At 69.2% G+C, this 22,638-nt stretch carries 22 protein-coding genes; 14 read left to right on the forward strand and 8 right to left on the reverse strand.

The window, feature by feature from the left end:
- Positions 1–2: 2 nt before the first annotated feature.
- From ACZ3HV_RS00520 to ACZ3HV_RS00540, 5 genes are all read left to right on the forward strand, one after another.
- Positions 3–1,328: an ArsA family ATPase gene (locus ACZ3HV_RS00520; RefSeq protein ID WP_465679561.1), complete on the forward strand. Its 1,326-nt coding sequence runs from the start codon at positions 3–5 to the stop codon at positions 1,326–1,328.
- 106 nt (positions 1,329–1,434) lie between these two features.
- Entirely contained in the window at positions 1,435–1,824 is a 390-nt protein-coding gene (locus ACZ3HV_RS00525; RefSeq protein WP_465679562.1) for a hypothetical protein, read from the forward strand.
- Positions 1,815–2,786 (forward strand): ROK family glucokinase, encoded by a 972-nt coding sequence (locus ACZ3HV_RS00530; RefSeq protein WP_465679563.1) that lies wholly within the window; start codon positions 1,815–1,817, stop codon positions 2,784–2,786. Before ACZ3HV_RS00525 ends, ACZ3HV_RS00530 begins: the two co-directional genes overlap by 10 nt.
- 67 nt (positions 2,787–2,853) lie before the next feature.
- Positions 2,854–3,978: an ROK family glucokinase gene (locus ACZ3HV_RS00535; protein WP_465679565.1), complete on the forward strand. Its 1,125-nt coding sequence runs from the start codon at positions 2,854–2,856 to the stop codon at positions 3,976–3,978.
- 118 nt (positions 3,979–4,096) lie between these two features.
- The gene (locus ACZ3HV_RS00540; protein ID WP_465679566.1) at positions 4,097–4,804 is read left to right on the forward strand and encodes an endonuclease/exonuclease/phosphatase family protein; all 708 of its coding nucleotides are present in this window, start codon (positions 4,097–4,099) and stop codon (positions 4,802–4,804) included.
- Positions 4,805–4,900: 96 nt separating this feature from the next.
- Here the strand turns inward: ACZ3HV_RS00540 and ACZ3HV_RS00545 are convergent, their stop codons facing one another.
- From ACZ3HV_RS00545 to ACZ3HV_RS00570, 6 genes are all read right to left on the reverse strand, one after another.
- Positions 4,901–5,650: an enoyl-CoA hydratase-related protein gene (locus ACZ3HV_RS00545; protein ID WP_465679568.1), complete on the reverse strand. Its 750-nt coding sequence runs from the start codon at positions 5,648–5,650 to the stop codon at positions 4,901–4,903.
- Between the two features lie 184 nt (positions 5,651–5,834).
- The gene (locus ACZ3HV_RS00550) at positions 5,835–6,560 is read right to left on the reverse strand and encodes an SDR family oxidoreductase (protein WP_465679569.1); all 726 of its coding nucleotides are present in this window, start codon (positions 6,558–6,560) and stop codon (positions 5,835–5,837) included.
- Between the two features lie 62 nt (positions 6,561–6,622).
- Complete coding sequence (locus ACZ3HV_RS00555; protein WP_360365797.1) at positions 6,623–7,036, reverse strand: YybH family protein; 414 nt, start codon at positions 7,034–7,036, stop codon at positions 6,623–6,625.
- Positions 7,037–7,102: 66 nt separating this feature from the next.
- Positions 7,103–8,332, reverse strand: coding sequence for an ornithine cyclodeaminase, nickel-pincer nucleotide-dependent (locus tag ACZ3HV_RS00560; RefSeq protein ID WP_465679571.1), 1,230 nt, complete (start codon positions 8,330–8,332; stop codon positions 7,103–7,105).
- Positions 8,333–8,382: 50 nt separating this feature from the next.
- Positions 8,383–9,087, reverse strand: coding sequence for a hypothetical protein (locus tag ACZ3HV_RS00565; RefSeq protein ID WP_465679572.1), 705 nt, complete (start codon positions 9,085–9,087; stop codon positions 8,383–8,385).
- Positions 9,080–9,844 carry an alpha/beta hydrolase gene (locus ACZ3HV_RS00570; RefSeq protein ID WP_465679574.1) on the reverse strand — a complete coding sequence of 255 codons (765 nt, stop codon included), beginning with the start codon at positions 9,842–9,844 and terminating at the stop codon, positions 9,080–9,082. Before ACZ3HV_RS00570 ends, ACZ3HV_RS00565 begins: the two co-directional genes overlap by 8 nt.
- 296 nt (positions 9,845–10,140) lie before the next feature.
- Between ACZ3HV_RS00570 and ACZ3HV_RS00575 the strand changes: the two genes are divergently transcribed.
- Both ACZ3HV_RS00575 and ACZ3HV_RS00580 read left to right on the forward strand, forming a co-directional pair.
- Complete coding sequence (locus ACZ3HV_RS00575; RefSeq protein ID WP_465679575.1) at positions 10,141–10,905, forward strand: lysophospholipid acyltransferase family protein; 765 nt, start codon at positions 10,141–10,143, stop codon at positions 10,903–10,905.
- Between the two features lie 36 nt (positions 10,906–10,941).
- Positions 10,942–11,334 (forward strand): DUF2237 family protein, encoded by a 393-nt coding sequence (locus tag ACZ3HV_RS00580; RefSeq protein WP_360365787.1) that lies wholly within the window; start codon positions 10,942–10,944, stop codon positions 11,332–11,334.
- A gap of 66 nt (positions 11,335–11,400) precedes the next feature.
- On the opposite strand, the gene ACZ3HV_RS00585 is transcribed toward ACZ3HV_RS00580, so the two are convergent.
- Positions 11,401–12,384 (reverse strand): type IV toxin-antitoxin system AbiEi family antitoxin domain-containing protein, encoded by a 984-nt coding sequence (locus ACZ3HV_RS00585; protein ID WP_465679577.1) that lies wholly within the window; start codon positions 12,382–12,384, stop codon positions 11,401–11,403.
- Between the two features lie 167 nt (positions 12,385–12,551).
- On the opposite strand from ACZ3HV_RS00585, the gene ACZ3HV_RS00590 reads away from it, so the two are divergent.
- The 6 genes from ACZ3HV_RS00590 (at position 12,552) to ACZ3HV_RS00615 (ending at position 18,776) form a co-directional block, all read left to right on the forward strand.
- Positions 12,552–13,925 carry a class II 3-deoxy-7-phosphoheptulonate synthase gene (locus ACZ3HV_RS00590; RefSeq protein ID WP_360365783.1) on the forward strand — a complete coding sequence of 458 codons (1,374 nt, stop codon included), beginning with the start codon at positions 12,552–12,554 and terminating at the stop codon, positions 13,923–13,925.
- On the forward strand, positions 13,922–14,944 hold the full coding sequence (locus ACZ3HV_RS00595; protein WP_465679578.1) for a threonine aldolase family protein: 1,023 nt from the start codon (positions 13,922–13,924) through the stop codon (positions 14,942–14,944). The genes ACZ3HV_RS00590 and ACZ3HV_RS00595 overlap by 4 nt, the downstream gene beginning before the upstream one ends.
- Before the next feature lie 49 nt (positions 14,945–14,993).
- Positions 14,994–15,971, forward strand: a complete 978-nt coding sequence (locus ACZ3HV_RS00600; protein ID WP_465679579.1) for a ribose-phosphate diphosphokinase — start codon at positions 14,994–14,996, stop codon at positions 15,969–15,971.
- Positions 15,972–16,108: 137 nt separating this feature from the next.
- On the forward strand, positions 16,109–17,161 hold the full coding sequence (locus ACZ3HV_RS00605; RefSeq protein ID WP_465679581.1) for a Gfo/Idh/MocA family protein: 1,053 nt from the start codon (positions 16,109–16,111) through the stop codon (positions 17,159–17,161).
- A 90-nt stretch (positions 17,162–17,251) separates the two neighbouring features.
- Positions 17,252–17,596 (forward strand): TraR/DksA family transcriptional regulator, encoded by a 345-nt coding sequence (locus ACZ3HV_RS00610; RefSeq protein ID WP_465679582.1) that lies wholly within the window; start codon positions 17,252–17,254, stop codon positions 17,594–17,596.
- A gap of 58 nt (positions 17,597–17,654) precedes the next feature.
- Positions 17,655–18,776 (forward strand): Gfo/Idh/MocA family protein, encoded by a 1,122-nt coding sequence (locus tag ACZ3HV_RS00615; RefSeq protein ID WP_465679584.1) that lies wholly within the window; start codon positions 17,655–17,657, stop codon positions 18,774–18,776.
- 17 nt (positions 18,777–18,793) lie between these two features.
- Here the strand turns inward: ACZ3HV_RS00615 and ACZ3HV_RS00620 are convergent, their stop codons facing one another.
- A complete protein-coding gene (locus ACZ3HV_RS00620) occupies positions 18,794–21,934 on the reverse strand; it encodes an amidohydrolase family protein (RefSeq protein ID WP_465679585.1) in 3,141 nt (1,046 codons plus the stop codon).
- 162 nt (positions 21,935–22,096) lie between these two features.
- Between ACZ3HV_RS00620 and ACZ3HV_RS00625 the strand changes: the two genes are divergently transcribed.
- Positions 22,097–22,624 carry a hypothetical protein gene (locus ACZ3HV_RS00625; RefSeq protein ID WP_465679587.1) on the forward strand — a complete coding sequence of 176 codons (528 nt, stop codon included), beginning with the start codon at positions 22,097–22,099 and terminating at the stop codon, positions 22,622–22,624.
- Positions 22,625–22,638 lie beyond the last annotated feature (14 nt).

The raw sequence follows: 22,638 nt of genomic DNA on the forward strand, positions 1-22,638 counted from the left end.
CAGTGACTCGGGTTCTGCTGTACACGGGTAAGGGCGGCGTAGGCAAGACGACCTCCGCGGCGGGTACTGCCACGCTCGCGGCGCTGCGCGGGCTGCGCACGCTGGTGCTGTCGACCGATGCCGCGCACTCGCTGTCGGACGCGTTCGACTCCGAGGTCGGACCGGAGCCGACCGAGATCGACGATCTGCTGTTCGTCCAGCAGATCGACGCCCAGCGCAAGTTCGAGCGGTCGTGGGGCGACATCCAGTCCTACCTGCGGTCGGTGCTGCACATGGTCGGGGTGGACCCGATCGAGGCCGAGGAGCTGACCGTGCTGCCGGGCGCGGAGGAAGTGCTCGCGCTGCTCGAGGTGCGCGACCACGTCCGGTCCGGGCGCTGGGACGTGATCGTGGTGGACTGCGCGCCGACCGCGGAGACGCTCCGGCTGCTCGCGTTGCCCGAGGCCCTGAACTGGTACATGGACCGGATCTTCAACGCCGAGCGCAAGGTGATGCGGACCTTCCGGCCGTTCCTGAGCCGGGGGCCGGGGATCCCGATGCCCGATGACACCGTTTTCGACGCGCTGCGACGGTTGCAGAGCGACCTCTCCGACATCCGCACGCTGCTGGCCGGCCCGGACGCCTCGGTGCGGCTGGTGCTGACGCCGGAAGCCGTGGTCGTCGCCGAGGCCCGGCGGTCGCTGACGCGCCTGTCGCTGTACGGCTACCGCGTCGACGGCGTGGTCGCGAACCGGGTGTTCCCGGCCGCCGGCGCGGACTCCTGGCGACGGCAGTGGGTCGCCGCGCAGCGCGGGATCCTCGAGGAGGTCGCGGACTCGTTCCGGCCGCTGCCGATCTGGGAGTCGCCGTACCGGGTCTGCGAGCCGGTCGGCGTCGAGGAGCTGGCCGCGTTCGCGGTCGAGATGTACGGCGGGGACGACCCGTTCGCCCGGGCCACGGCCGAGACGTCGCTGTGGGTGGATCGGCACATCGACACGGACGGCCGGACCTACACGCTGACGATGCCGTTGCCGCTGGCATCTGCGAGCGAGCTGGAGCTGGCGCGGCACGGTGACGAGCTGATCATCACAGTCGGGTCCTACCGGCGCGTGCTGCCGTTGCCGGCGGCGCTGGCCCGCGGCGTGGTCGCGGGTGCGCGGCTGGACGACGGACGGCTGCAGGTGCGGTTCGCGCCGCGGGAGACCACGCGGCCGGTGCCGTCCGAGCTGCCGAGCGGGAGCGGACCGCTCGAGTCCGCGCAGGAGCTGGCCCAGGAACTGACGGCCGAGTACCACGCCCAGCAGCTCGCCCACGGCGCCGCGATCGGAGAGGGCCGGCGACAAAGTTGATGCCACGCCTCCGGCGCGGCGGGTCATGGGGCTTTGACTCCCGGCCTTCCCTCGTCGCCCCAGTCGCTTCGCTCCCTGCGCTCCTCAGTCCAGGCCGGGAGGCCCCGTGACCAAGGAGCCCATCGGGTCCGTGGCGGAGGAGGCAGCGAAGCTGTTCGCCGTGCTGCAACAGGCGGCGACCGACCCCGGCGGTACGACGCACGCCGAGGAGCCGGCGCAAGCACACGAACACAAGCTCGGGCCGGACTGCGTTTGGTGTCCTGTCTGCCAGCTGATCCACAAAGTCCGGAACACCAGCCCCGAGACGATCGAGCAGCTGTCTGCGGCCGCGGCCCAGGTTCTCGGTTCGGTGAGATCTCTGCTCGAGGCTGCCAACGACGCAGCTCGGCAGCCGCGGGAGGACGCAGCGTCGCGCACCGCGCCCCAGGAAGAGCAGCCGGTCCGGTCCCGGGTGGACCGGATCGACGTGAGTGAGGACCCCGAACCATGGGACTGACGATCGGCATCGATGTCGGCGGTACGAAGATCGCGGCGGGTGTGGTCGGCCCGGACGGAACAATCGGCGCCCGTGCGGTGCGCGACACCCCGGCGAACTCGGTGGACGACACCGCCGCGGCGATCTGTGACGCGGCGGCCGAGCTGATCGCCGCGCACGAGGTGGAGGCGGTCGGGATCGGCGCCGCCGGGTTCGTCTCGTCGGACCGCTCGACCGTGCTGTTCGCGCCGAACCTCGCCTGGCGCGACGAGCCGCTGGGTACCCGGGTCGCGAAGGTGCTGAAGATCCCCGTGGTCGTGGAGAACGACGCGAACGCGGCCGCCTGGGGTGAGTTCGCCTTCGGCGCCGCGAAGGACGTCGAGGACATGGTCTGCATCACGGTCGGCACCGGGATCGGCGGCGGGGTCGTGAACGACGGCGAGTTGCTGCGCGGTGCCAATGGCGTCGCGGCCGAGCTCGGCCACATGCGCGTCGTACCCGGTGGACATCTGTGCGGGTGCGGGGCGCGCGGGTGCTGGGAGCAGTACGCGTCGGGGCGGGCGCTGGTGCGCGAAGGGCGGGCGCGAGCGGAGTCGGGCTCGCTGCTGGCCGCGCAGATGCTGAGCGTGTGCGGGATCACCGACCCGGCCGAGCTGACCGGGCCGATGATCACCCAGGCGGCCGCCGCCGGCGACCCGTGCGCGGTCGAGCTGCTGGAGGACCTCGGGCACTGGCTGGGCGAGGGCCTGGCCAGTATCGCGACGCTGTTCGACCCTTCCACGATCGTGATCGGCGGCGGGGTGAGCGCGGCGAAGCACCTGCTGATGAAGTCCGCGCAGGTCGCCTTCGAGCGGAACCTGCCGGCCAAGGCCAACCGCCCGCACCCGACGTTCGGCGTGGCCGAGCTGGGCAACGACGCCGGCCTGATCGGCGCCGCCGACCTGGCCCGCCGCCCCGCGCCCGCCCCGGAGAAGACCCGATGATTCCGCCGACCGGGGATACTGGAAGTAGTCCGGCGGGGGCTGGGGGTACGGCGAGGAGGGTCGTGCAGTGGCTCTGACGCAGGCTTTGACGATCGGGATCGACATCGGCGGGACCAAGGTCGCCGCCGGGGTGGTCGACCCGGAGGCCAACATCCTGGACCGGGTACGGCGGGACACGCCGACCACGGACCCCAAGGAGACCGAGGACGCGATCGCGGAGATCGTCCGCGACCTGGAGTCGCGGCACGACGTGATCGCGGTCGGCATCGGTGCCGCCGGATTCGTCGACGGGACGCGGTCATCGGTGCTGTTCGCGCCGCACCTCGCCTGGCGGCACGAGCCGCTGCGGGACGCGGTCGAGCGCCGGCTCGGGCTGCCGGTCGTCGTCGAGAACGACGCCAACGCGGCCGCCTGGTCGGAGTGGCGGTTCGGCGGCGGCCAGGGCGAGAGCCATCTGATCTGTGTGACGCTCGGGACCGGCATCGGTGGCGCGATCCTGAACGACGGCGCGCTGCAGCGCGGGAAGTTCGGCATCGCGGGGGAGTTCGGGCACATGCAGGTCGTGCCCGGCGGGCATCGCTGCGAGTGCGGCAACCGCGGTTGCTGGGAGCAGTACGCCTCTGGCAACGCCCTGACCCGGGAGGCGCGCGAGCTGGCGCTGTCCGGCTCACCGGTGGCGCACAATCTGCTGCGCGCGGCCGGTGGCGATCCGCGCAAGATCAACGGCCCGATGGTGACCGAGCTGGCCAAGGACGGCGACCCGGTCGCGGTCGAGCTGCTCGAGGACGTCGGCCGCTGGCTCGGGATCGGGCTGGCCAACCTCGCCGCCGCATTCGACCCCGGCACCTTCGTGATCGGTGGCGGTGTGTCCGACGCTGGTGAGCTCCTGCTCGCGCCGGCCCGGGAGGCGTTCAAGCGGACGCTGACCGGTCGCGGCTTCCGTCCGGAGGCGCGGATCGTCCGGGCCGTCCTCGGCCCGGAGGCGGGTCTCGTCGGTGCGGCCGACCTGGCGCGCGAAGAGGCCACCTGGTTGCGGCGGGTCAGGGTCAAGACGACCGCGGTCACCGCGAAGACGGCCGCCGCCCGGAGCCGGTCGACGCGCCTCGAGCGCGCGGCCCGCAAGTCGGCCGGCCGTCGTACGGGAATGCGCGCCGCAGCAGACTCCGACCTGCACCCCGCCGACGAGGCATGAGTGTGCTTTTGGCCGGGCCTTCGGCGCCGGCAGGGTCATGGGGCCTTGGCTCCCGGCCTTCCCTCGTCGCTCCGGTCGCTTCGCTCCCTGCGCTCCTCAGTCCAGGCCGGGAGGCCCCATGACCGTGGGTCCTCGTGACGAGGGCCTGCGGGTGCTGTCGTACAACGTGCATCGGTGGGGCGACGACCGTACGGCGCTCGCGCGGGTGGTGCAGGCGTGTGCGCCGGACGTGATGCTGGTGCAGGAGGCGCCGACCTGGTGGGGGACCCGGCGGAAGCGGCGCGCGATGGCGGCGAGCTTCGGGATGCGGTACGTCGTCGGCTCGGCCCGCAACGCGATCCTGGTTGCCGACGGCACCGACCTGACCGAGCCGCTGCACTGGCGGATCTGGCGTCCGTTCGTCCGCCGGCGACTGAAGTTCATCGCCACCCAACTCCCCGGCGGTGCCGTCGGCGGCCACGTCACCCTAGGGACCGCGCGGCTCGCCCTCGTCGTCTGCCACCTCGGCCTGCACATCCGTGGCCGCCGGCACGAACTCGAACAGGTCCTGAAAGGCTGCCGCTCCTTCAACCTCCCGTACCTCCTCACCGGCGACCTCAACGAGGAGCCCGACGGCCCCGTCTGGAAACGCCTGGCCGAGGAGGGCCTCACCGACCTGGGCGCCGACGCCGGGCCCACCTTCAGCTCCACCAACCCCCACAAACGTATCGACGGCGCGCACCTCTCACCTCAGCTGACCGGCCGCATCCTGAAGACCCCCGCATCCCGCGAAGACCTGGCCGCCGCCTCCGACCACCTCCCGATGCTGATCGAGCTCACGGCCTGACGCTCGGTCAGCGCTCGCGAGCGTTCACCTGAGGAAGCGGTCGACCTGCAGGCCAGGATCCAGCAGAGGGCGTGCGACAAGGTCCCGAAGTAGCCGTTACCTCTTCTTGCGGTTCAGGAAGGCGAGCATCGCTTCCTGAGCCGCGGGGGAGCCGAACAGGCTCGCCGACAGCTCGGCCAGGTCCTTGCCCCGGTCGTCGATGTCGGCGAGCAGTTCGCGGTTGAGCAGCTTCTTCGTCTCGCGCAGACCCTGCGGAGCACCCTTCAGCAACGACGCCAGCACGGTCTCGACCGCGGCGTCCAGGTCGTCGTCGGGGACGGTGAGAGTGACCAGCCCGAGCCGCGCGGCCTCCAGCCCGTCGAACCCGTTGCCGGTCAGGAAGGTGTACGCCGCCCCGCGGTCGGTGAGCCGGGGGAGCACGGTCAGCGAGATGGTCGCCGCGGCCAGGCCCAGCCGGACCTCGGTGAGCGCGAACGTCGACGCCGCACCGGCGACACTGATGTCGGCCGCCGCCACGATCCCGATTCCGCCGGCGCGGACCGGACCGGCCACCCGTGCGACCACCGGCTTCGGGTTCGCGACGATCGCCCGCTGGACATCGACCATCCGCTGCGCCCCGACCCCCATGCCGACCGTGGTCGCCTCGGACAGGTCGGCACCCGAGCAGAACACCTCGAGCGCCGACCGGATCACGATCACCCGGACGGCGTCGTCCGTACCCGCCGCCTCGAGCTGCTCCAGCAGTTCACCGGTGAGCTGCTGCGAGAGCGCATTCTTGTTATGCGGCGAGTCGAGCGTGACGGTAGCCACGCCATCAGCGGTCGCGAGGTGCACGAGTTCGGTCATGAGGCCCATCCAACACCCATGTCACGCCACCTGGTGTACCCGGTGCGGACCGCGTACGCGGCGTGGGGAGTGCAGTAGGTTCGATCCGTGGCACCGAGCCGGTTCCGCGGGGCGAACGTCAGCCAGACGCCGAACGTCAACTGGAACGCGGCGGAGATCACGAGCACCGTCCCGACGTACGTCCTTATCCGAGGTGCTCCGCGAAGGTGATCCGGCCGTACGCCGGTCCGTCGACCATCGCGTCACCGTTCGCGAAGGCGCGGAAGACCTTGCCGCCCAGCCGCAAGGGCACGATGGGCCGGTGCGAGCCCTTCGCCTGCTTCCAGATCCGGGCCAGGTCGCGCACCGTCCGGCGTTCGGGCCCGCCGATGTCCGGCGCGCGACCTTTCACCGGCGGCTGCCCGACCAGCTCGGTCAGCCGGGCGGCCACGTCCTCGACCGCGATCGGCTGCAGCGAGATCGTCGGCGCGACGACGACCGGGAGGTAGCGCTGGGCGCTGAAGACGCGGTCGATCAGGTCGTGGAACTGGGTCGCCCGCTGGATCGTGTACGGCACACCCGACTGCTCGATGACCTGCTCGACCTCGAGCTTGGTCTTGTAGTACGAGAGCGGGATGCGGTCGATGCCGGCGATCGACATCACCACGAGGTGCTGGACGCCCGCGGCGGCCTCGACCAGGCGGCGGGTCTGCTGCGCGTCCTGGCGGCCGAGGCTGGTGGCCAGGTGCACGATCACGGCGGCGCCTTCGACCGCGGCCTCCAGACCGGTGCCGGTGGTGAGGTCCGCGACGACACGGTCCGGACCGTGCTTCCGGCTCAGCACGCGGACCTGGTGCCCGGCCGCGCGCAGTTGGCTGACAGTGGGGCGACCGAGGTGGCCGGTCCCGCCGGTGACAAGGATGGAGTTCATGCTGGCGTCCTCTCTTTACCACTAGAGATTCGGCAGCCCTCCGATTTGTGACAGCGAGGACGTCAGGGGGTGGGTGGCGGGCTCAGCGGATCTGCGTGGCGGTGGACGATTTTCCAGTCGGTGGTTTCCCGGCGGAAGACCATGGTTGCCCGAAGCGCGTGTGGGTGGGTGCCAGGGCGGTCGACGTACTGGACCGTGCAGCGCTCGAAGGCCACCGAGTACGCCGTGTCCGCGCCCACATGCTTGTCCAAGTACTCGAACTCGACCTCCGCGCCGCTCGGCCGAAACTGCCCCGACGCCCACCGATACCGCGGCCCGATCTGCGACCATCCGACCTCATGCCCGCCGAAGCCGCCGAAGATCGACGTCTGCTCGCTCCGCGACACCAACGGCAGCCACAACGACGGATCGCCGTTCATGAACGCGGTATTGGCCTCCTCGAACCGGCGCAGGAACGATGCGAAGTCGTCGGTCATCCGCGGTGAACTCCTGTCCGTCAGGCGAGGCAACCAGCCTCACCCGCGGACCGGGTCACGCGCAACCTACTTGCTCTCGGCGTACGCCGGGGAGAGCTCGCGGGCCAGGTGTTCGATGAACAGGCCGACATCGGTGACGATGCCGCGGGCGTGGGACGAGCCGCGATCGGCCAGCTTGGTCACCGTCGCCGGGTTGATGTCCACGCAGGTGAGCGGGATCGACGCGGGCAGGATGTTGCCAGTGGCAACCGAGTGCAGCATGGTCGCGGCCATCAGGCAGTAGCCGACCCCGGGCAGCTCGGCCCGCATCGCCCGCTGGCCCTCGAGTACGTCGGTGTAGACGTCGGGCAGCGGCCCGTCGTCGCGGACCGACCCGACCAGGACGAAGGTCTTGTTCCCCTTCACCAGCGCGTGCATCACACCGGAGGTGAGTACGCCCTGGTCCACCGCGGCCTTGATCGAGCCGGCCTTGCGGATCGTGTTGATGGCGCGGATGTGGTGTTCGTGCCCGTGCTCCACCCCGCGTCCCCGGGCCAGGTCGACGCCCAGCGACGTACCGTAGAGCGACGACTCGATGTCGTGGGTGGCCAGCGCGTTCCCGGCGAACAGGACGTCGACGAAACCGGCCTCGACCAGCGCGACCATCGCCGGCGCGGCGCCCGTGTGCACGATGCCCGGGCCGCCGACCCACAGCACCTTCTGGCCGTTCGCCTTCGCCTCGCGCATGCCGTCCGCGACCTGCTTCACCAGCACCCGCTGCGGCTTCTCGCTGGATACCTCCGAGTCCATGAAGCCGAACGCGTCCTCGACGTCCTCGATCAGTGGAGGCGTGACCTTGACGCCCTGGGCGCTCGTGATGATCCGCATCCCCACCTTCACCTCGGACATCGGGATGGTCCGCACAGTCTCACCCTCGACCAGGAGGCCGCAGTCCATCTCGGGGTTGCGAACCGGAATCCAGTGACCGCCGAGCCGGACGCTGGTCGGCAGGTTGGTGGTGGAGTAGAAGCCGTCCGGGAAGACGCCGTCCTGGGTCACCTCAGTGATGTCCGGAGTCCCGGGGTTGACCAGGTTCGCGCCCTTGGTCTGGATCCGCATCAGCAGCCGCTGCAGGGACTCCTCGTCCTCGGCGCCGACCGTCATCCGGACCGTGGACGGGTCGTCCTTGTCGTAGCCGAGGTCGAACTTGTCCAGCGTGTACTCACCGCCGTACCCGCGGATGTCGTCGAGGACCCGGGACAGCAGCCCGGTGTCCATCAGGTGGCCGGTGATCTCGACGGTCTCGGTGACCTGCACGGGTACCTCCCTCGGAAGTCGTCGGATTGTCCGACGATCCGCACTCTAACTCACACCACGGCCCCGTCATCGGGCGTGTCATCTGGTGGCAACCGATCCTTCATCCGGATCACCAGGGTGAGGAAGCCGCCGATGAAACCGACCACCGCGAGCGTGGTGATCCGGCCGGTGCCGAAGTCGAGTACGGCGGCCGCGATCAGCAGCAGCGGGCCGCCGATCAGGCCGAGCCAGGCGATCCGGCTGATCCAGTCCAGCCGCGGGCCGCGCGGCGGCTCCGGCGGGACGTAGTGGTCGTGCGGGTCGTCGGTCTTCTTCGCCGGCTTGTCGTCCTCGTCCTCGTCGTCCGACTTGTCCTCGATGGCCAGCCCGGCGGGTACGTCGATCAGCGGTTCGTACTTCTCGTCGACGTCCTCACTCACCGGCCACCGCGGCACCGACGGCTCGCCGCCGTCGTGGCCGGGTGCGGACGGGGCGTTGAACTGCTCCACCAGCGACGCCCACTCGGCGTCCTCCGTGCTCCGCTCGACGATCGGCCGGGCCCGTTCCGCCGCCTCCGCATCCACGAAGATCTCGTCGTACCCGACCGGTAGGTGGATCGGCTCCTCGGCCTCTTCCGGTGTGCGGGCCTCGCTCTGGCTCTGGCAGTACGCCGCTATGCCCGCCTCGGCGAGCGCGGTCAGCACCGGCTCGGCGATCAGCGGGTCGATAGCACCGAGCGACGTGTAATCCGCGGCGGTCAGGCCGTTGTCACGCATCGGCCGCGACCCGGCGGATGAATGCTGTCGAGTCCGCGAAGATGCGCGGTGCGTCATTGTCCAGAGTTGCCACGTGATAGCTGTCCTCGAGCAGGGTCTCGGTCACGTCGCGGGACGAGATCGAGGCCAGTACGGTCCGGCCAGAGCTCGGTTCCACCACATGATCGACAGTACTGCGGAACATCAGCACCGGCTGTGTGACCTTCGCAAGATCGTCCCGGGTGACCTGCCACAGCTGCGACAACGAGTGCAGCGCGCGCAGCGGCATCCGGTCGTACGCGCCCTCGTCGGCACCCGGCTTCTTGATGTCGTTCGAGATGCCCGGGAACGACGGCACCAGCCGGGACAGCACCGGCAGCAGTAGCAGCCGCTTGTCGTCGGTCCGCACCGACGGGTTGATCAGGACCAGACCGGAAATATCCCCGCCGTGCTGCTCGGCCAGCCGCAGCACCAGGCAGCCGCCCATCGACAGTCCGGCCACGAAGACCTGGTCGTGCTCCTTGCGCAACCGCTCCAGCTCGTTGTCCAGGACGGCGTACCAGTCCGGCCAGCCGGTCTTGTTCATCTCCTGCCAGGTGGTGCCGTGACCAGGCAGGCGGGGCACGGCGACGCCGTACCCCTCGGCGGCCAGGTGTTCGCCGAACGGACGCATCGACTTCGGCGAACCGGTGAATCCGTGGCTGAGCAGGACTCCTACCGCGGCGTTCTCGCCGGTCCCGGGACTGCGGAACTCCTCCGCGTGGCCTTGCACTGGCACGTCGACTCCTCGCCGGTCACGGTCCTCACCGGCGGCCCCCGTTCACAGCCGGACCGCCGCAGGTCCCCATGGTCGCATCTGGGCTTCGTCCAGTCTGCATTCAGGTGACAACACGGTGAGCAACACCCGCATTCCTGGCGGTGACATTGCCTGAGGAGGAAGCTGGAACGTAGGGTCCTGCCGACGGGACGCGCGAGAACTGTCGCAACCGTCGCTACCGGCGGACACTGGTGCCCGGGTGAGAAGCATGCCGGAAAGTGCCGGCGAGTGCGCGGACGAGTGACGGAGGTAAGGCGATGCTGTACCTGTTCCTCAGGCGGTTCCTCGTCGCACCATTGGTGAAGCTGCTCTTCCGCCCTAAAGTCACCGGACTGGAGAACATCCCGGCCGACGGCCCGGCGCTCCTGGTCAGCAACCACCTGGCCTTCTGCGACTCGATCTTCCTCCCGGTCGCCGTCCCGCGGCAGATCGTCTTCCCGGCGAAGTCGGAGTACTTCACCGCGCCGGGGCTGAAGGGGAAGCTGGTCGCCACCTTCTTCCGGTCGGTCGGCCAGATCCCGATCGACCGCTCCGGCGGGCGGGCCTCGCTGGCCGCGCTGAACACCGGGCTGGACATCCTGAAGAAGGGTGAGCTGTTCGGGATCTACCCCGAAGGCACCCGGTCGCCCGACGGGCGGCTGTACAAGGGCAAGACCGGCGTCGCCCGGATGGCGATCGTGGCCGGCGTGCCGGTGATCCCGGTCGCGATGATCGACACCGAGAAGCTGCAGCCGCCCGGCACGCTCTGGCCGCAGTGGCTGATCCGGGAGCAGGGTCGCCGGCTGCCGCGCCTGGTCCGCCCGGGCGTCGCGATCGGCAAGCCGCTGGACTTCTCCCGCTACGAGGGGATGGAGCGCGACCGGTTCGTGCTGCGCTCGGTCACCGACGAGATCATGTACGCGATGATGGAGCTGTCCGGCCAGGAGTACGTCGACATGTACGCCGAGAAGGCCAAGGAGCTGATCAAGGCCGGCGAGTCGGTCGACGAGCACCTCCGCCTCGGCGACACCAAGGCGAGCTGACGGTCTTTCCGGGCCGGCCGGGTCAGGATTGTCGCCATGGACAGCGACCTGAACGTCCTCGGCGAACCGCTGGAGGAATGCGGGACCGACCCGGTCACCGGCTTCTACCGCGACGGCTGCTGCACGAGCGGCCCCGAGGACGTCGGTAGTCACACCGTCTGCGCCGTGATGACCGCGGAGTTCCTCGCCCACCAGGTCTCCGTCGGCAACGACCTCACCACCCCACGCCCCGAACTCAGCTTCCCCGGCTTGAAGCCAGGCGACCGCTGGTGCGTAGTCGCCGTCCGCTGGCTCCAGGCCTACCACGCCGGCGCCGCAGCTCCCGTAGTACTCGCGTCAACCCACGCCCGCTCCCTGGACACCATCCCCCTCACGGTGCTGCGCGAACACGCCGTCGACGTACCACCCGACCTCAGCGCCCTCACCTGACGCTTCGGCTTTCCGGTTCTAGGGGGGTTATCACCGAATAGCGCCAGAAACCCACCACGGAGGCGCTCAAAAGCCTCCTTTCACTGAGCAGGTCGGCGAGCACGGCGTGAGGATGCCGGGCCAGCCACGGAGGGTGAGCGCCGCGCCGATCTGGACGGCCGCGGCGCAGGGGTCGGAAACCAGTTGGTACCCGAAGCGGAGCGTGATTTTGCCTTGGAGCGTCGCAGCGTTGTCCCGGTGCATGTCCCGCCAGGTCGACGTGGCGTCAGCATGACCGGTACGACCGTCGAGCTCGGCGATCACGTCGTACGGAACGTACTCGACGTCGCGATAGTTGACCTGCTTGCCGTACGTCGCGCGGACTTGCCGGGTGGCAGCAGGCAGACTGTGGGCACGCTCGACCCGGATCAGGTAGGTCTGCTCGAGGAACGACTGCACACCGGACGCGGCATCCGAAAGAACCTGCAGCAGCATTGCCCGCCCACGGAGCCGCGGAAGGCGGGCCAACTCGGCGAGCAAGCGGTCCGGTGTCGTACGTCGTTGCCGGCAGACGTCGAGCACAAGCGAGGCCCGTCGATCCGGGGCAGCGCGACCGGCAGCCGCGGTCAGCACCGCGACCTCGAGCCGCACCACGCACGGCTCGCGCCCCTCCTGGAGCCACGCGGGGAAGTCTTGGTGACGAGTGATCCGGATGCCGGACCGACGCTCCAGCTTGCGGCTCTGCGGAACCGCGAGCTGGATCGTCCGGTCGTCCCAGTCGCCGCTGAGCCCGTGCCAGCGCAACGCGGTCTCACCGGTCAAGGCGGCTTCCGGGCCGCACGCCAGCCAAGCGGCCCATGCCTTGGTCGCCCACGGCAAGGGGCCGGTGAAGTCTACGTAGACACCCTGGTGGATCCGCCGGATCTGCCGATTCCGGCATCGCCGCGCCAGCGTGCTGTCGTCGATCCCGTTCGCTACCGCCTGGGCGCGGCTGAAAGCACCCTGCTGCCGACCGCGCAGCTCGACGAACCGCCGCACCAGGTCGTCGTCAGCCTGCTGTAATCCCTCCACACCGACAACATGCCCACGGCACCCCACCCGTTGGACGATGACTTGCACCCTGTGGACAGCCTCGCCGGACCTTGGTGGATTCTGCGGCGCTCAGGGGGTATTTCCCTCCTACATCGAGGGTGAGACGGGTTACTGAGGGGGTGGTGGGGCTGGCTTAGGCTGAGCGCATGCAATTTGCGACGTTGACTGCGGGGGAAGTGCCTGGGGTTCCGAGTCTGGACGAGTTGCGGGCTTTGAAGCCGCTGCAGCAGCCGGAGTGGCCGGATTCGGTGGTGCTGGACGAGGTGATCCGTGAGCTGCGGAAGCTGCCGCCACTGGTGTTCGCCGGTGAGTGCGACGACCTGACCACCAAGATCGGCGCGGTGACCCGCGGCGAGGCGTTCATCCTCCAGGGCGGGGACTGCGCGGAGACCTTCGACGGCGTGACCGCGGAGAACATCCGGGCCAAGCTCCGGGTGCTGCTGCAGATGGCCGTCGTCCTCCAGTACGCCGCCAGCGTGCCCGTCGTGAAGGTCGGCCGGATCGCCGGTCAGTACGCCAAGCCGCGGAGCTCCGGTGAGGAAACGCGGGACGGTGTGACGCTGCCGACGTACCGCGGGGACGCTGTCAACGGACTGGAGTTCACCCCCGAGGCGCGGATCCCGGACCCGCAGCGGCTGCGCGGCGTCTACAACGCGGCCGCCGCGACGCTGAACCTGACCCGCGCGTTCACCACCGGTGGGTACGCCGACCTGCACCAGGTGCACGCGTGGAACACGGACTTCGTGAAGTCGTCACCGGTCGGCCGGCGCTATGAGCAGCTGGCCTCCGAGATCGAGCGGGCACTCGCCTTCATGCGGGCCTGTGGTGCGACCTCGGACGAGTTCCGGACGGTCGACTTCTACGCGTCGCACGAGGCGCTCATCCTCGAGTACGAGCACGCCATGACCCGGATCGACTCGCGGACCGAGCAGCCGTACGACGTCTCCGGCCACCTGCTCTGGGTGGGCGAGCGGACCCGGCAGCTGGACGGCGCGCACGTGGAGTTCCTGGCCTCGCTGTCCAACCCGCTCGGTGTGAAGATCGGGCCGACGACGACTCCGGAGTACATCCGGACCCTGATCGACAAGCTGAACCCGAAGGGGATCGAGGGCCGGCTCACGTTCATCACCCGGATGGGCGCGGGCAAGATCCGCGCGGCGCTGCCGCCGCTGCTGGAGGCGGTCCGGGATCACGGTTCGCCGATCGCGTGGGTGTGCGACCCGATGCACGGGAACACCTACGAGACCCCGAACGGGTACAAGACCCGCAACTTCGACGACGTGATGGACGAGGTGCAGGGCTTCTTCGACGCGCACGAGCAGGTCGGGACGTGGCCGGGTGGTGTGCACATGGAGCTCACCGGCGACGACGTGACCGAGTGCCTCGGCGGCGGTGAGGAGCTGGTCGCGGAGGACCTCGTGAACCGGTACGAGACCGCCTGCGACCCACGGCTGAACCGGCACCAGTCGCTCGAGCTGGCGTTCCTGGTCGCCGAGCGGCTGCGCGCGGCGCAAGCATGATCGACCTGCGCTCGGACACGGTGACCCGCCCGTCGGCGGGGATGCTGGCGGCGATGACCTCGGCGCCGCTCGGCGACGACGTGTACGGCGAGGACCCGACGGTCAACCGGCTCGAGGAGACGGTCGCCGGGCTGCTCGGTCACGAGGCCGGGCTGTTCACCGTGACCGGTTCGCTCGCGAACATCCTCGGCGTACGGGCGCTTGTGCCGCCAGGCAGCGAGGTGCTGTGCGAGGCCAGCGCCCACATCGCCCGGGCCGAGCTCGGCGCACACGCCGCCGTCAGCGGGGTCACGACCCGGACCTGGTCCGCACCGGCCGGTCAGATCGACCTGGAGCAGATCCGCGCGTTGATCGCTGCGGACCTCGGGCCGTACTTCGTGCAGACGGCCGCCGTTTCGGTCGAGAACACGCACAACTTCGGCGGCGGCGCGATCCAGCACCAGTACGACGCTCTCGCCGACGAGCTGGACGCCCGTGGCCTGCCGCTTCACCTCGACGGCGCTCGGCTGTGGAACGCGTCCGTGGCGTCCGGTGTGCCGGTCGCGTCGTACGCCTCCCGGGCGGCGGCTGCCAGCGTCTGCCTGTCCAAGGGCCTTGGTGCCCCGGTCGGCTCGGTGCTCGTGGGTTCTGTCGAGCTGATCCGTGAGGCCAGGGTCTGGCGCAAGCGTCTCGGTGCGGGTTGGCGTCAGGCCGGCGTCTTGGCCGCAGCCGGTCTCTACGCCTTGGACCACAACATCGACCGTCTGGCCGAAGACCACGCGAACGCGCGCCTGATCGCGGAGACGCTGGCCGACGCCGCGCCCGGCTCGGTCAAGCCCGACCAGGTCGAGACCAACATCGTGGTCGCGGACCTGGCCGCCACCGGAAAGTCCGTAGCGGAGATCGTGGCAGCCGCGAAGGACCAGGGTGTCCTGGTCGGAGGCGTCGGCGCGACCCAGCTCCGCGTTGTGACACATCTCGACGCGTCGACATCAGATTGCCGCAAAGCCGCCGAAGCCCTCGCCCGCTTGATCAGCTGAGCACCGAGATAGGGTGCAGGTGTCGGGGTCGCAGCGTTCGGGGAGAGCCGTGCGAGAGATCGTCGTGTTCAGCGGAAGTGCCCACATTGGTTTGGCGGAGCGGATCTGCGCCGATCTCGGCGTACCGCTCTCACCGGTCGAAGTCCATCGTTTCAGCAACGACTGCCTGCAGGTGCAATTGCAGGAGAACTGCCGGCAACGCGACGTGTACATCGTGCAACCGCTGGTGCCGCCGACGCAGGAGCACCTGATGGAGCTGCTGCTGATGATCGACGCCGCGCGGGGTGCCTCCGCGCAGCAGATCACCGCGGTGATGCCGCACTACGCGTACGCGCGATCGGACAAGAAGGACGCCTCCCGGATCTCGATCGGCGGTCGCCTGGTCGCCGACCTCCTGGCCACCGCCGGCGTCGACCGCGTCCTGACCATGGCCTTGCACGCACCCCAGGTGCACGGCTTCTTCTCGGTCCCGGTCGACCACCTGACCGCGATCGGCGTACTCGCGGATCACTTCCGCAGCCGTGATCTCAGCGACACGGTCGTGGTCAGCCCGGACCTGGGCAACGCGAAGACGGCGACCCAGTTCGCCCGGCTGCTCGGCCTGCCGGTCGCGGCGGGCAGCAAGCAGCGGATGGCGGACGACCGCGTCGTGATCGACGCGATCGTCGGCGACGTCGCCGGCAAGCGGGCGATCATCCTCGACGACGAGATCGCGACCGGCGGCTCGATCATCGAACTGCTCGACCGCCTGAAGGACCGCGGCTGCACGCAGGCCGCGGTCGCCTGCACCCACGGCCTCTTCGCGGGCTCCGCAGTCGAGCGCCTCCGCTCCCACCCGTCCATCACCGAGGTCATCAGCACCGACACGGTCCCGCGCGCGGCCGGCTTCCCCGAACTCCAGGTCAGCTCGGTCGCCGGCCTGTTCGCCGAAGCCATCAAGCGCATCCACGAGGGCGAATCCGTCAGCAGCCTCTTCGACGGCGTAGACCCGACCCACGCCCCACCCCAACCCAAACTCCCCTTCTAGCAGCGGGTTCCCGCTCCTCTGACCGTCCGCTCCGCCACGGAGGCTGGCCGGAGGCGACTCGCGAGAGGTTGGCAAGCGCTTGCCACTCTGGCATAGGGTGAGTTGGTCGAGACGTTTTCCGAGTCGGGAGGATACGGGTGAGTTCCACTCAACCGGTCAGGTTCGCCGCCGTCGGGCTTGATCACGCGCACATCTTCGGTCAGATCGCGGGCCTCGTCGGGGCCGGTGCGGAACTCGTCGGGATGGCGACCGACGATCCGTCGGCCGCGATCGCGACCACGGTCCGGGAGCGGTATCCGGAGGTTCCGGTGGCTGAGAGTCCGGACGACCTGATCGGACGGGACGGGATCGACTTGATCGTGACCGCCGCCGTACCGGATCGACGGGGGCCGATCGCCGTCGCGGCATTGCGGGCCGGCAAGGACGTCGTGACGGACAAGCCCGGCTGTGTCAGTTTCGAGCAGCTGGAGGAGATCGAGAAGGCGGTCGGTCAGAGCGGGCGGTTCTGGTCGGTGACGTTCTCCGAGCGGTTGGAGGTGCCCAGCGTCATCAAGGCCGGTGAACTGGTTCGCGCGGGCCGGATCGGGACCGTGGTGCAGACTCTCGGGATCGGGCCGCACCGGATCGGGGACAGGGGTCACCTGGGCGGCGGGGCAGGCCGCCCGGATTGGTTCTACGACAAGAACCGGTACGGCGGAATCCTCACCGATATCGCCTCCCACCAGATCGACCAGTTCCTTTGGTTCACCGGCGCGCGGACCGCCGAGGTCGTGGCCAGCACGGTGGGGAACTTCGCCAACCCCGATAAGCCTGGCCTGCAGGACTTCGGTGAGATCCTGCTGCGCAGTGACCACGCCCAGGGGTACATCCGGGTCGACTGGTACACGCCGGCCGGTCTGCCGACCTGGGGCGACGGCCGCCTGATGATCCTCGGCACGGACGGCTACATCGAGTTGCGCAAGTACGTCGACATCGCGGGCCGGGATGGTGGCGACCACCTTTTCCTGGTCAACCAGGAGGGTACGCAGTACGTCGACTGCTCGCAGGTCGAGACCACCTACTACCCCGACCTGGTCCGCGACGTGCGGGAACGGACCACCTCGGCCGTGCCGCAGGAGCACACCTTCGAAACCATGCGCCTGGCGTTGACTGCCCAGCAGCGGGCAACTGTCCGCGGGGCGGCCCAATGATCTAGTGTCCTGAGTCGGAAGTTCGACGGCGCCTTCGGACTCAGGACACTAGTTGCCTTCCTGGGCGGCAAGCGGTGTCAGGATTGACGGATGGATGAGGCTCGCGAACTGCTCGAGGTGGAACGTCAGCAGGCGCTCCGGCGGCTTGCGGATCTGACCGGTGAATTCGATGAGGTGGTGGCGGCCTCACGCGATGCGAACGCCGACGACGAGCACGATCCTGAGGGTGCGACGATCGCGTTCGAGAGGTCGCAGGTCGCCGCACTGGTCTTGCAGGTCCAGCATCAGTTGGCAGAGGTCGAGGCGGCCATCGAGCGGTTGGCGGCCGGCACCTACGGGGTCTGTGAGCAGTGCGGACAACCGATCGCCCCTGCCCGGCTGGAGGCAAGACCGGCAGCACGCACCTGCATCAGCTGCGCCTCAGCAGCACGTTGAGCCGTCGGCATGCCGACGGCCGCCGAAGGTGTTCATCCCGCGTGGAAGGATCAGGAGTATGGCGGATACGGTGCGGATGGGTGTTGTTGGGGCGGGGAGTATCTCGGTTCGGGGGATTCTTCCGCATTTGGGGCAAGGGGATCTGGCGGGCCGGGTGAAGTTGGCCGCGGTGTGTGATCCGGTGCCGGGGCGGGCGGAGGCGGCGGCTGCGAAGTTCGGGGTGGAGCAGGGGTTCACGGAGTACGAGGACCTGTTGGCGCGTGGGGATGTCGACGCTGTCACGATCGCTTCGCCGATCGGATTGCACTACGAGCAGGGCAAGCTGGCTTTGCAGGCCGGCAAGCATGTGCACTTCAACAAGACGATGACGGTCACCGTTGCGGAGGCGACCGAGCTCATTGAGCTTGCCGCGGCCAACGATCTGCGGATCGTTGCCTCGCCCGGGGAGATGCTGCGGCCGCATCACGTGCGGACGCGCGAGCTGATTGCCGAGGGCGCCGTCGGCACGCTGTCCTGGGTGAGTTGTGGCGCGGCGTTCGGCACGTACCACGAGGACGAGTCCGTGCGCGGCGGCAGCGACGTACTGACGAACATCGATCCGTCGTGGTACTTCCGCAAGCCCGGTGGCGGACCGATGTACGACATGACGGTGTACGCGCTGCACTCGGTGACCGGGATCCTCGGTCCGGCCAAGCGAGTGACGGCGATGTCCGGCGTCCGGGTTCCCGTGCGCACGAGCGGAGGCGTGGACGTCCGTACGGACGCCGACGACAACACCATCGTGCTGATCGACTTCGGCGACAACCTGTTCTGCGTCGCGACCGGTACCGCCGCCGGCGGGATGCGGGGCGGCTTCAGCGGGACCTACTACGGAACGAAGGGCACGATCGACGGCCTGCTGGTCAACGACGAGCCGTTCGACTTCCCGAACCGCAACCCGGCCGAACTCTCGCCTCGCGGTCCGGGCAACCAGGCCCTCCTTCCGCACGTCACGGGTGTGCATCGCGACATCGAAGAGCAGCATGTGTACGAGGACGTCATGCAGCTGGTCGACTGGGTTCGCGAAGGCAAGCCCTCGATCGTCACCGCCGAACACGCGCGCCACGTGATCGACATCATCGAGTCCGCCTACCGAGCCTCCGCAACCGGCCAGACCCAGGACCTCACGACCACCTTCTGACAGACCTCAAGGGATCATCACCCCTCGCAGCACGCTCTGTGGAGCCACTCGGGCTCGTGCCACCAGAACTTGTCGTCGTGGGCGTGGGCTTGTTCTCGGGTAAGTGGTTGCGGGGCACTGGAGGAGTGGACCGCGGGTTGGGCTTGGGTGCCGGTGGCGTACGGGGCGAGGAGGTTGTCGACGGTGTGCAGCCGACCCGCGACCATGACGCGGTCGACCGCCGCCGCGACCCGGATATCCGCGAGCGGGTCGCCGTCGACGAACGACAGATCGGCTTGCGCGCCCGGTTCGACGACGCCGATCTTGTCCTCGAGGTTGAGCCAGCGCGCCGGGTTGTGGGTTGCCGTGGTGAGTGCCTCGTACGGCGTGAACCCGCCGGCCACCATCGATCGCAGATTGGCGTGCAGTGAGACCGCGATGTTGTCCAGTGGACTGTCCGTGCCGGAGATGACCAGTCCGCCACCGCGATGGATCCGCAGCACCATGTCGACGTTCCCGCGCAGCAACTCCCGGGTCGTCACACCCGCCGGGCCCTTCGCGGTGTTCACCTCGGCCTGCAGAGCGGCGTACTCCCAGGACGGGTAGAGCGTCGTCGTACGCCGGTCGGTGAGCAGCGACGGATCGTCGACATGCGCCATCGTCGAGTTGAACAGCGTCGGCGTCACCGACAATCCCGCCTTCGTGAACAGCGCGACGACATCTGCGTACGCGCGGCCGAGCCGGCTGACCGTGTGTGAGTATCCCAGCCGGTTCGTCGCGCCGGTGTGCTCCATCCCGTCCATGCCGAGGTGCTCGGCCGGGTAGAGGTAGTGCGACGACAGCTGCAGCCCGAGCCGGTGAACGGCGGCGATCGCGCGGCGCTGGAACTCGATCGGCAACCGTACGTACGTCTTCACCAGGTCGTACGCGAGCCCTTCGACCCGGTCGAGCTCGAGGCCGAGCTGCCGCACCGAGAGCGTCGGCCGCATGAAGTTGTAATAGACCCGCGACCCGTCGATCGCCTCACCGGTCGCGAAGTACCGCGGACCAGTCAGAGAACCGTGCGAGAGCGCTTCCCGGGTTTCCTGCATCTGGTAGACGGGATCGCCCGGTGATCGCGTGGTCGTGATCCCGTACGACAACCAGAGGTTGCCCTGCCGCGCGCCCCACGCCCGCCCGCGCAGGTGCCAGTGATTGTGCGCGTCGATCAATCCCGGCATCACCGTGAGCCGGGATGCGTCGATATCCGCTCGCCCCTGATGCGGCCGTACGGCGGCGATCCGCGACCCGTCGAGTACGACGTCGACGTCGCGGCGCAGCGTGGTCGCGCGGCCGTCCCACAGCGCGCCGGCGTGGATCGTCACGTGCTGGTTGATCGTTGCCCTGCGCCACTGCAGGTCGAGCTTGATCGTCTGCGGACGGGAGCCACTGATCGTTGTCCGGCGCAACCGTCCGTTGTTGAGGTAGAGCAGCGTCCCGGCGTCCTGCCAGACCGGTGAGTCCGTGACCTCGTCGGTGACCGCTCTCGGCTCGGCGGTGAAGCGACCGCGTTCGTCGACGGGTACGACGTACAGGAGGCTCTCGACGACGAAGGCGAGCCACTTGCCGTCGGGGGAGAAGACCGGGCCGTCGTCGCCGCGGGTGGCGAGTGAGCGGAACGGCATGGGTTCGACATACTCGAGCGCGGTGGTCGCGACGTCGACGTACAGGAGTTGGCTGGTGCCTTCGCGGAACCGCTTGGAGAACGGCTTGACCGCGGCGAGGACGAGCGTCTTCCCGTCCCGGGACCAGCTGACCCGACCGGGCTGGAAGAGCGTCGGGGTCAGCCGACGGACCTGACCGGAAGCGAGGTCGAGTACCGAGGCGATGCCGTCCTGGTCCTGGTACGCGACCTGCTTCCCGTCGGGTGAGAACCTTGGTGCGGTCTGTGCTCCGGGCAGCGACGAGAGCTTGCTGTCGGCGCCGGTGGCGAGATCACGCAGCCAGAGATCCGCGGTGCCGTCGCGATCGCTTGCGTAGAGCAACTTCTTGCCATCGGGGGAGAAGTCGGGATCGGAGTTGAAGTAGCCGTCGGCGACCAGTTCACGTGGTTGCCCTCGGCCACTCGTTGCCGCCAGCCACAAGGCGTTCAGGGCCCGGAACGCGATCCATCGACCGTCCGGTGACACCGTCGGACTCGCGATCCCGAGGACTGGCCTCCGGGCGGTCGACTCGAGGTCCGGCACCTTCGGCCGCGGCCGCTTCGCCGTGACCGGAACGGTCGCCGCGAACGGTACGACGGTGTGCGCGCCACCGACCCGGTGACGCATAACCTGCCCGTCGGCGGTGTAGAAGACGTCGGTTGCCGACGCCCACGACGGCGGGACGGCGAAGATGTCCTTCCCTTCGGTGACTTTCTGATTGTCGACAATCAGATCGCAGGTCGGGCCGGTGAGCCGGACATAGGCCAGCCGGCCGGCGGGGGAGTAGGCGGGGCCGAAGAGGCTGATGCCGGTCTGGGCGGCGACGAGCGTCGTGCGTACGCCGGTGGTGAGGTCGAGTTCGACGATCGACGTGGTGTCGACGGTGCAGGCGAGTTTGGTGCCGTCCGGCGAGACCGCGGGCTCGGCCTCCTCGGTGGTGTCGTCGGTGAGGGCGATGATCGTGCCGTCGGCGAGGCTGAGCCGGTGGATGCCGTAGCTGCCGTTCCGACCGCGGTCCGAGGAGAAGACGACCGACCCGCCGTCCGGGGTGAAGTGCGGCTCGCGATGGTCGTAGCGGCCGGTGGTCAACTGACGGAGGTCGCTGCCGTCAGGATTGATCGACCACAGGTGGAAGTTGCCGTCGCGGTACGACTGGAACACGATCCGGCGGCCGTCCGGGGACCAGCGTGGCCGGGTCGCGTCCTGCAGGTCGTCGGTCAGCCGGCGTGAGGTTCCACCCGCGGCCGGTGTCACCCAGATCGCCGTGACCAGGTCGAACGCCAGCCACTTCCCGTCCGGCGAGACCGACACCATCAGGTTCGTGCCCTCGGAGAGAACAGCTTGGTTGACGGTGCCGGTCTGTGCTGCCGTGCCGGCGGAGGCGTGAGGTGCGGTGGTCTGGACGGCGCCGGCTGCGGCGACACCGCCGCTGAGTTGGAGTGCGCGGCGCCGCGAGATGCTCCACGAACCGGGCGCTTCGGATTCGGTGTGGTCCACGGTGGGATCCAATCCCTCGGGGGCGGTGGGACGTGGGGTCGAATCTGCCAGGAGCGTCCGCGCTACACGATCCTGACCGGCGCGCCGATCGCTCAACGGGCGCTCCAGTGCGACGAACGGCGTACCGGCGGTGGCAGGGGTGCGGGCGTTATCGTCTGCGCCATGCAATCCGTGTCGCCGCGCGCCCGTGCCCTGCTCGCCGCCGGACTCTGCGTCGTGATCGCCCTCGGTGCGGCGCTGGCGGTGGACTCCCGGCTCGACCGGCACTGGATCCTGCGTGGGCTCACCTTGTTCCTCGCGCTGTGCTGCGCCGCGTTGCTGCTCACCGATCAGAGCCGGCAGTTCCGGCTGATCATCACCGGGATCGGCCTGCTGATGTTCGGTGTGGTCTTCCCGGTCACGACGACCACGTGGGCGACCCCGCCGGAGATCGACTTCGCCCTCGCCGTCGCCACCGACGCGAAGAACGCGGCCACCAAGGACGCGCGTAGCGCCGTCACGGTCAACGACGTGAAGGCAGCCGTCGCGGCCCGCGGTGGTGCGGTCGGCTCACTCAAAACGGAAAGAAGCCCGCAAGTCCGTGGCGCCGACGCCTTCCCGCTCATCCTCCGCGCCGACCCCACTCAAGGCCGGCCCCGAGCCTGCCTCTCCTTCCCCCACGGCCTGGACGCCAGGGTCCGCACCTGCTGAGTCCCAGCTGGTGG

The sequence above is a fragment of the Kribbella sp. NPDC020701 genome (assembly GCF_055562215.1).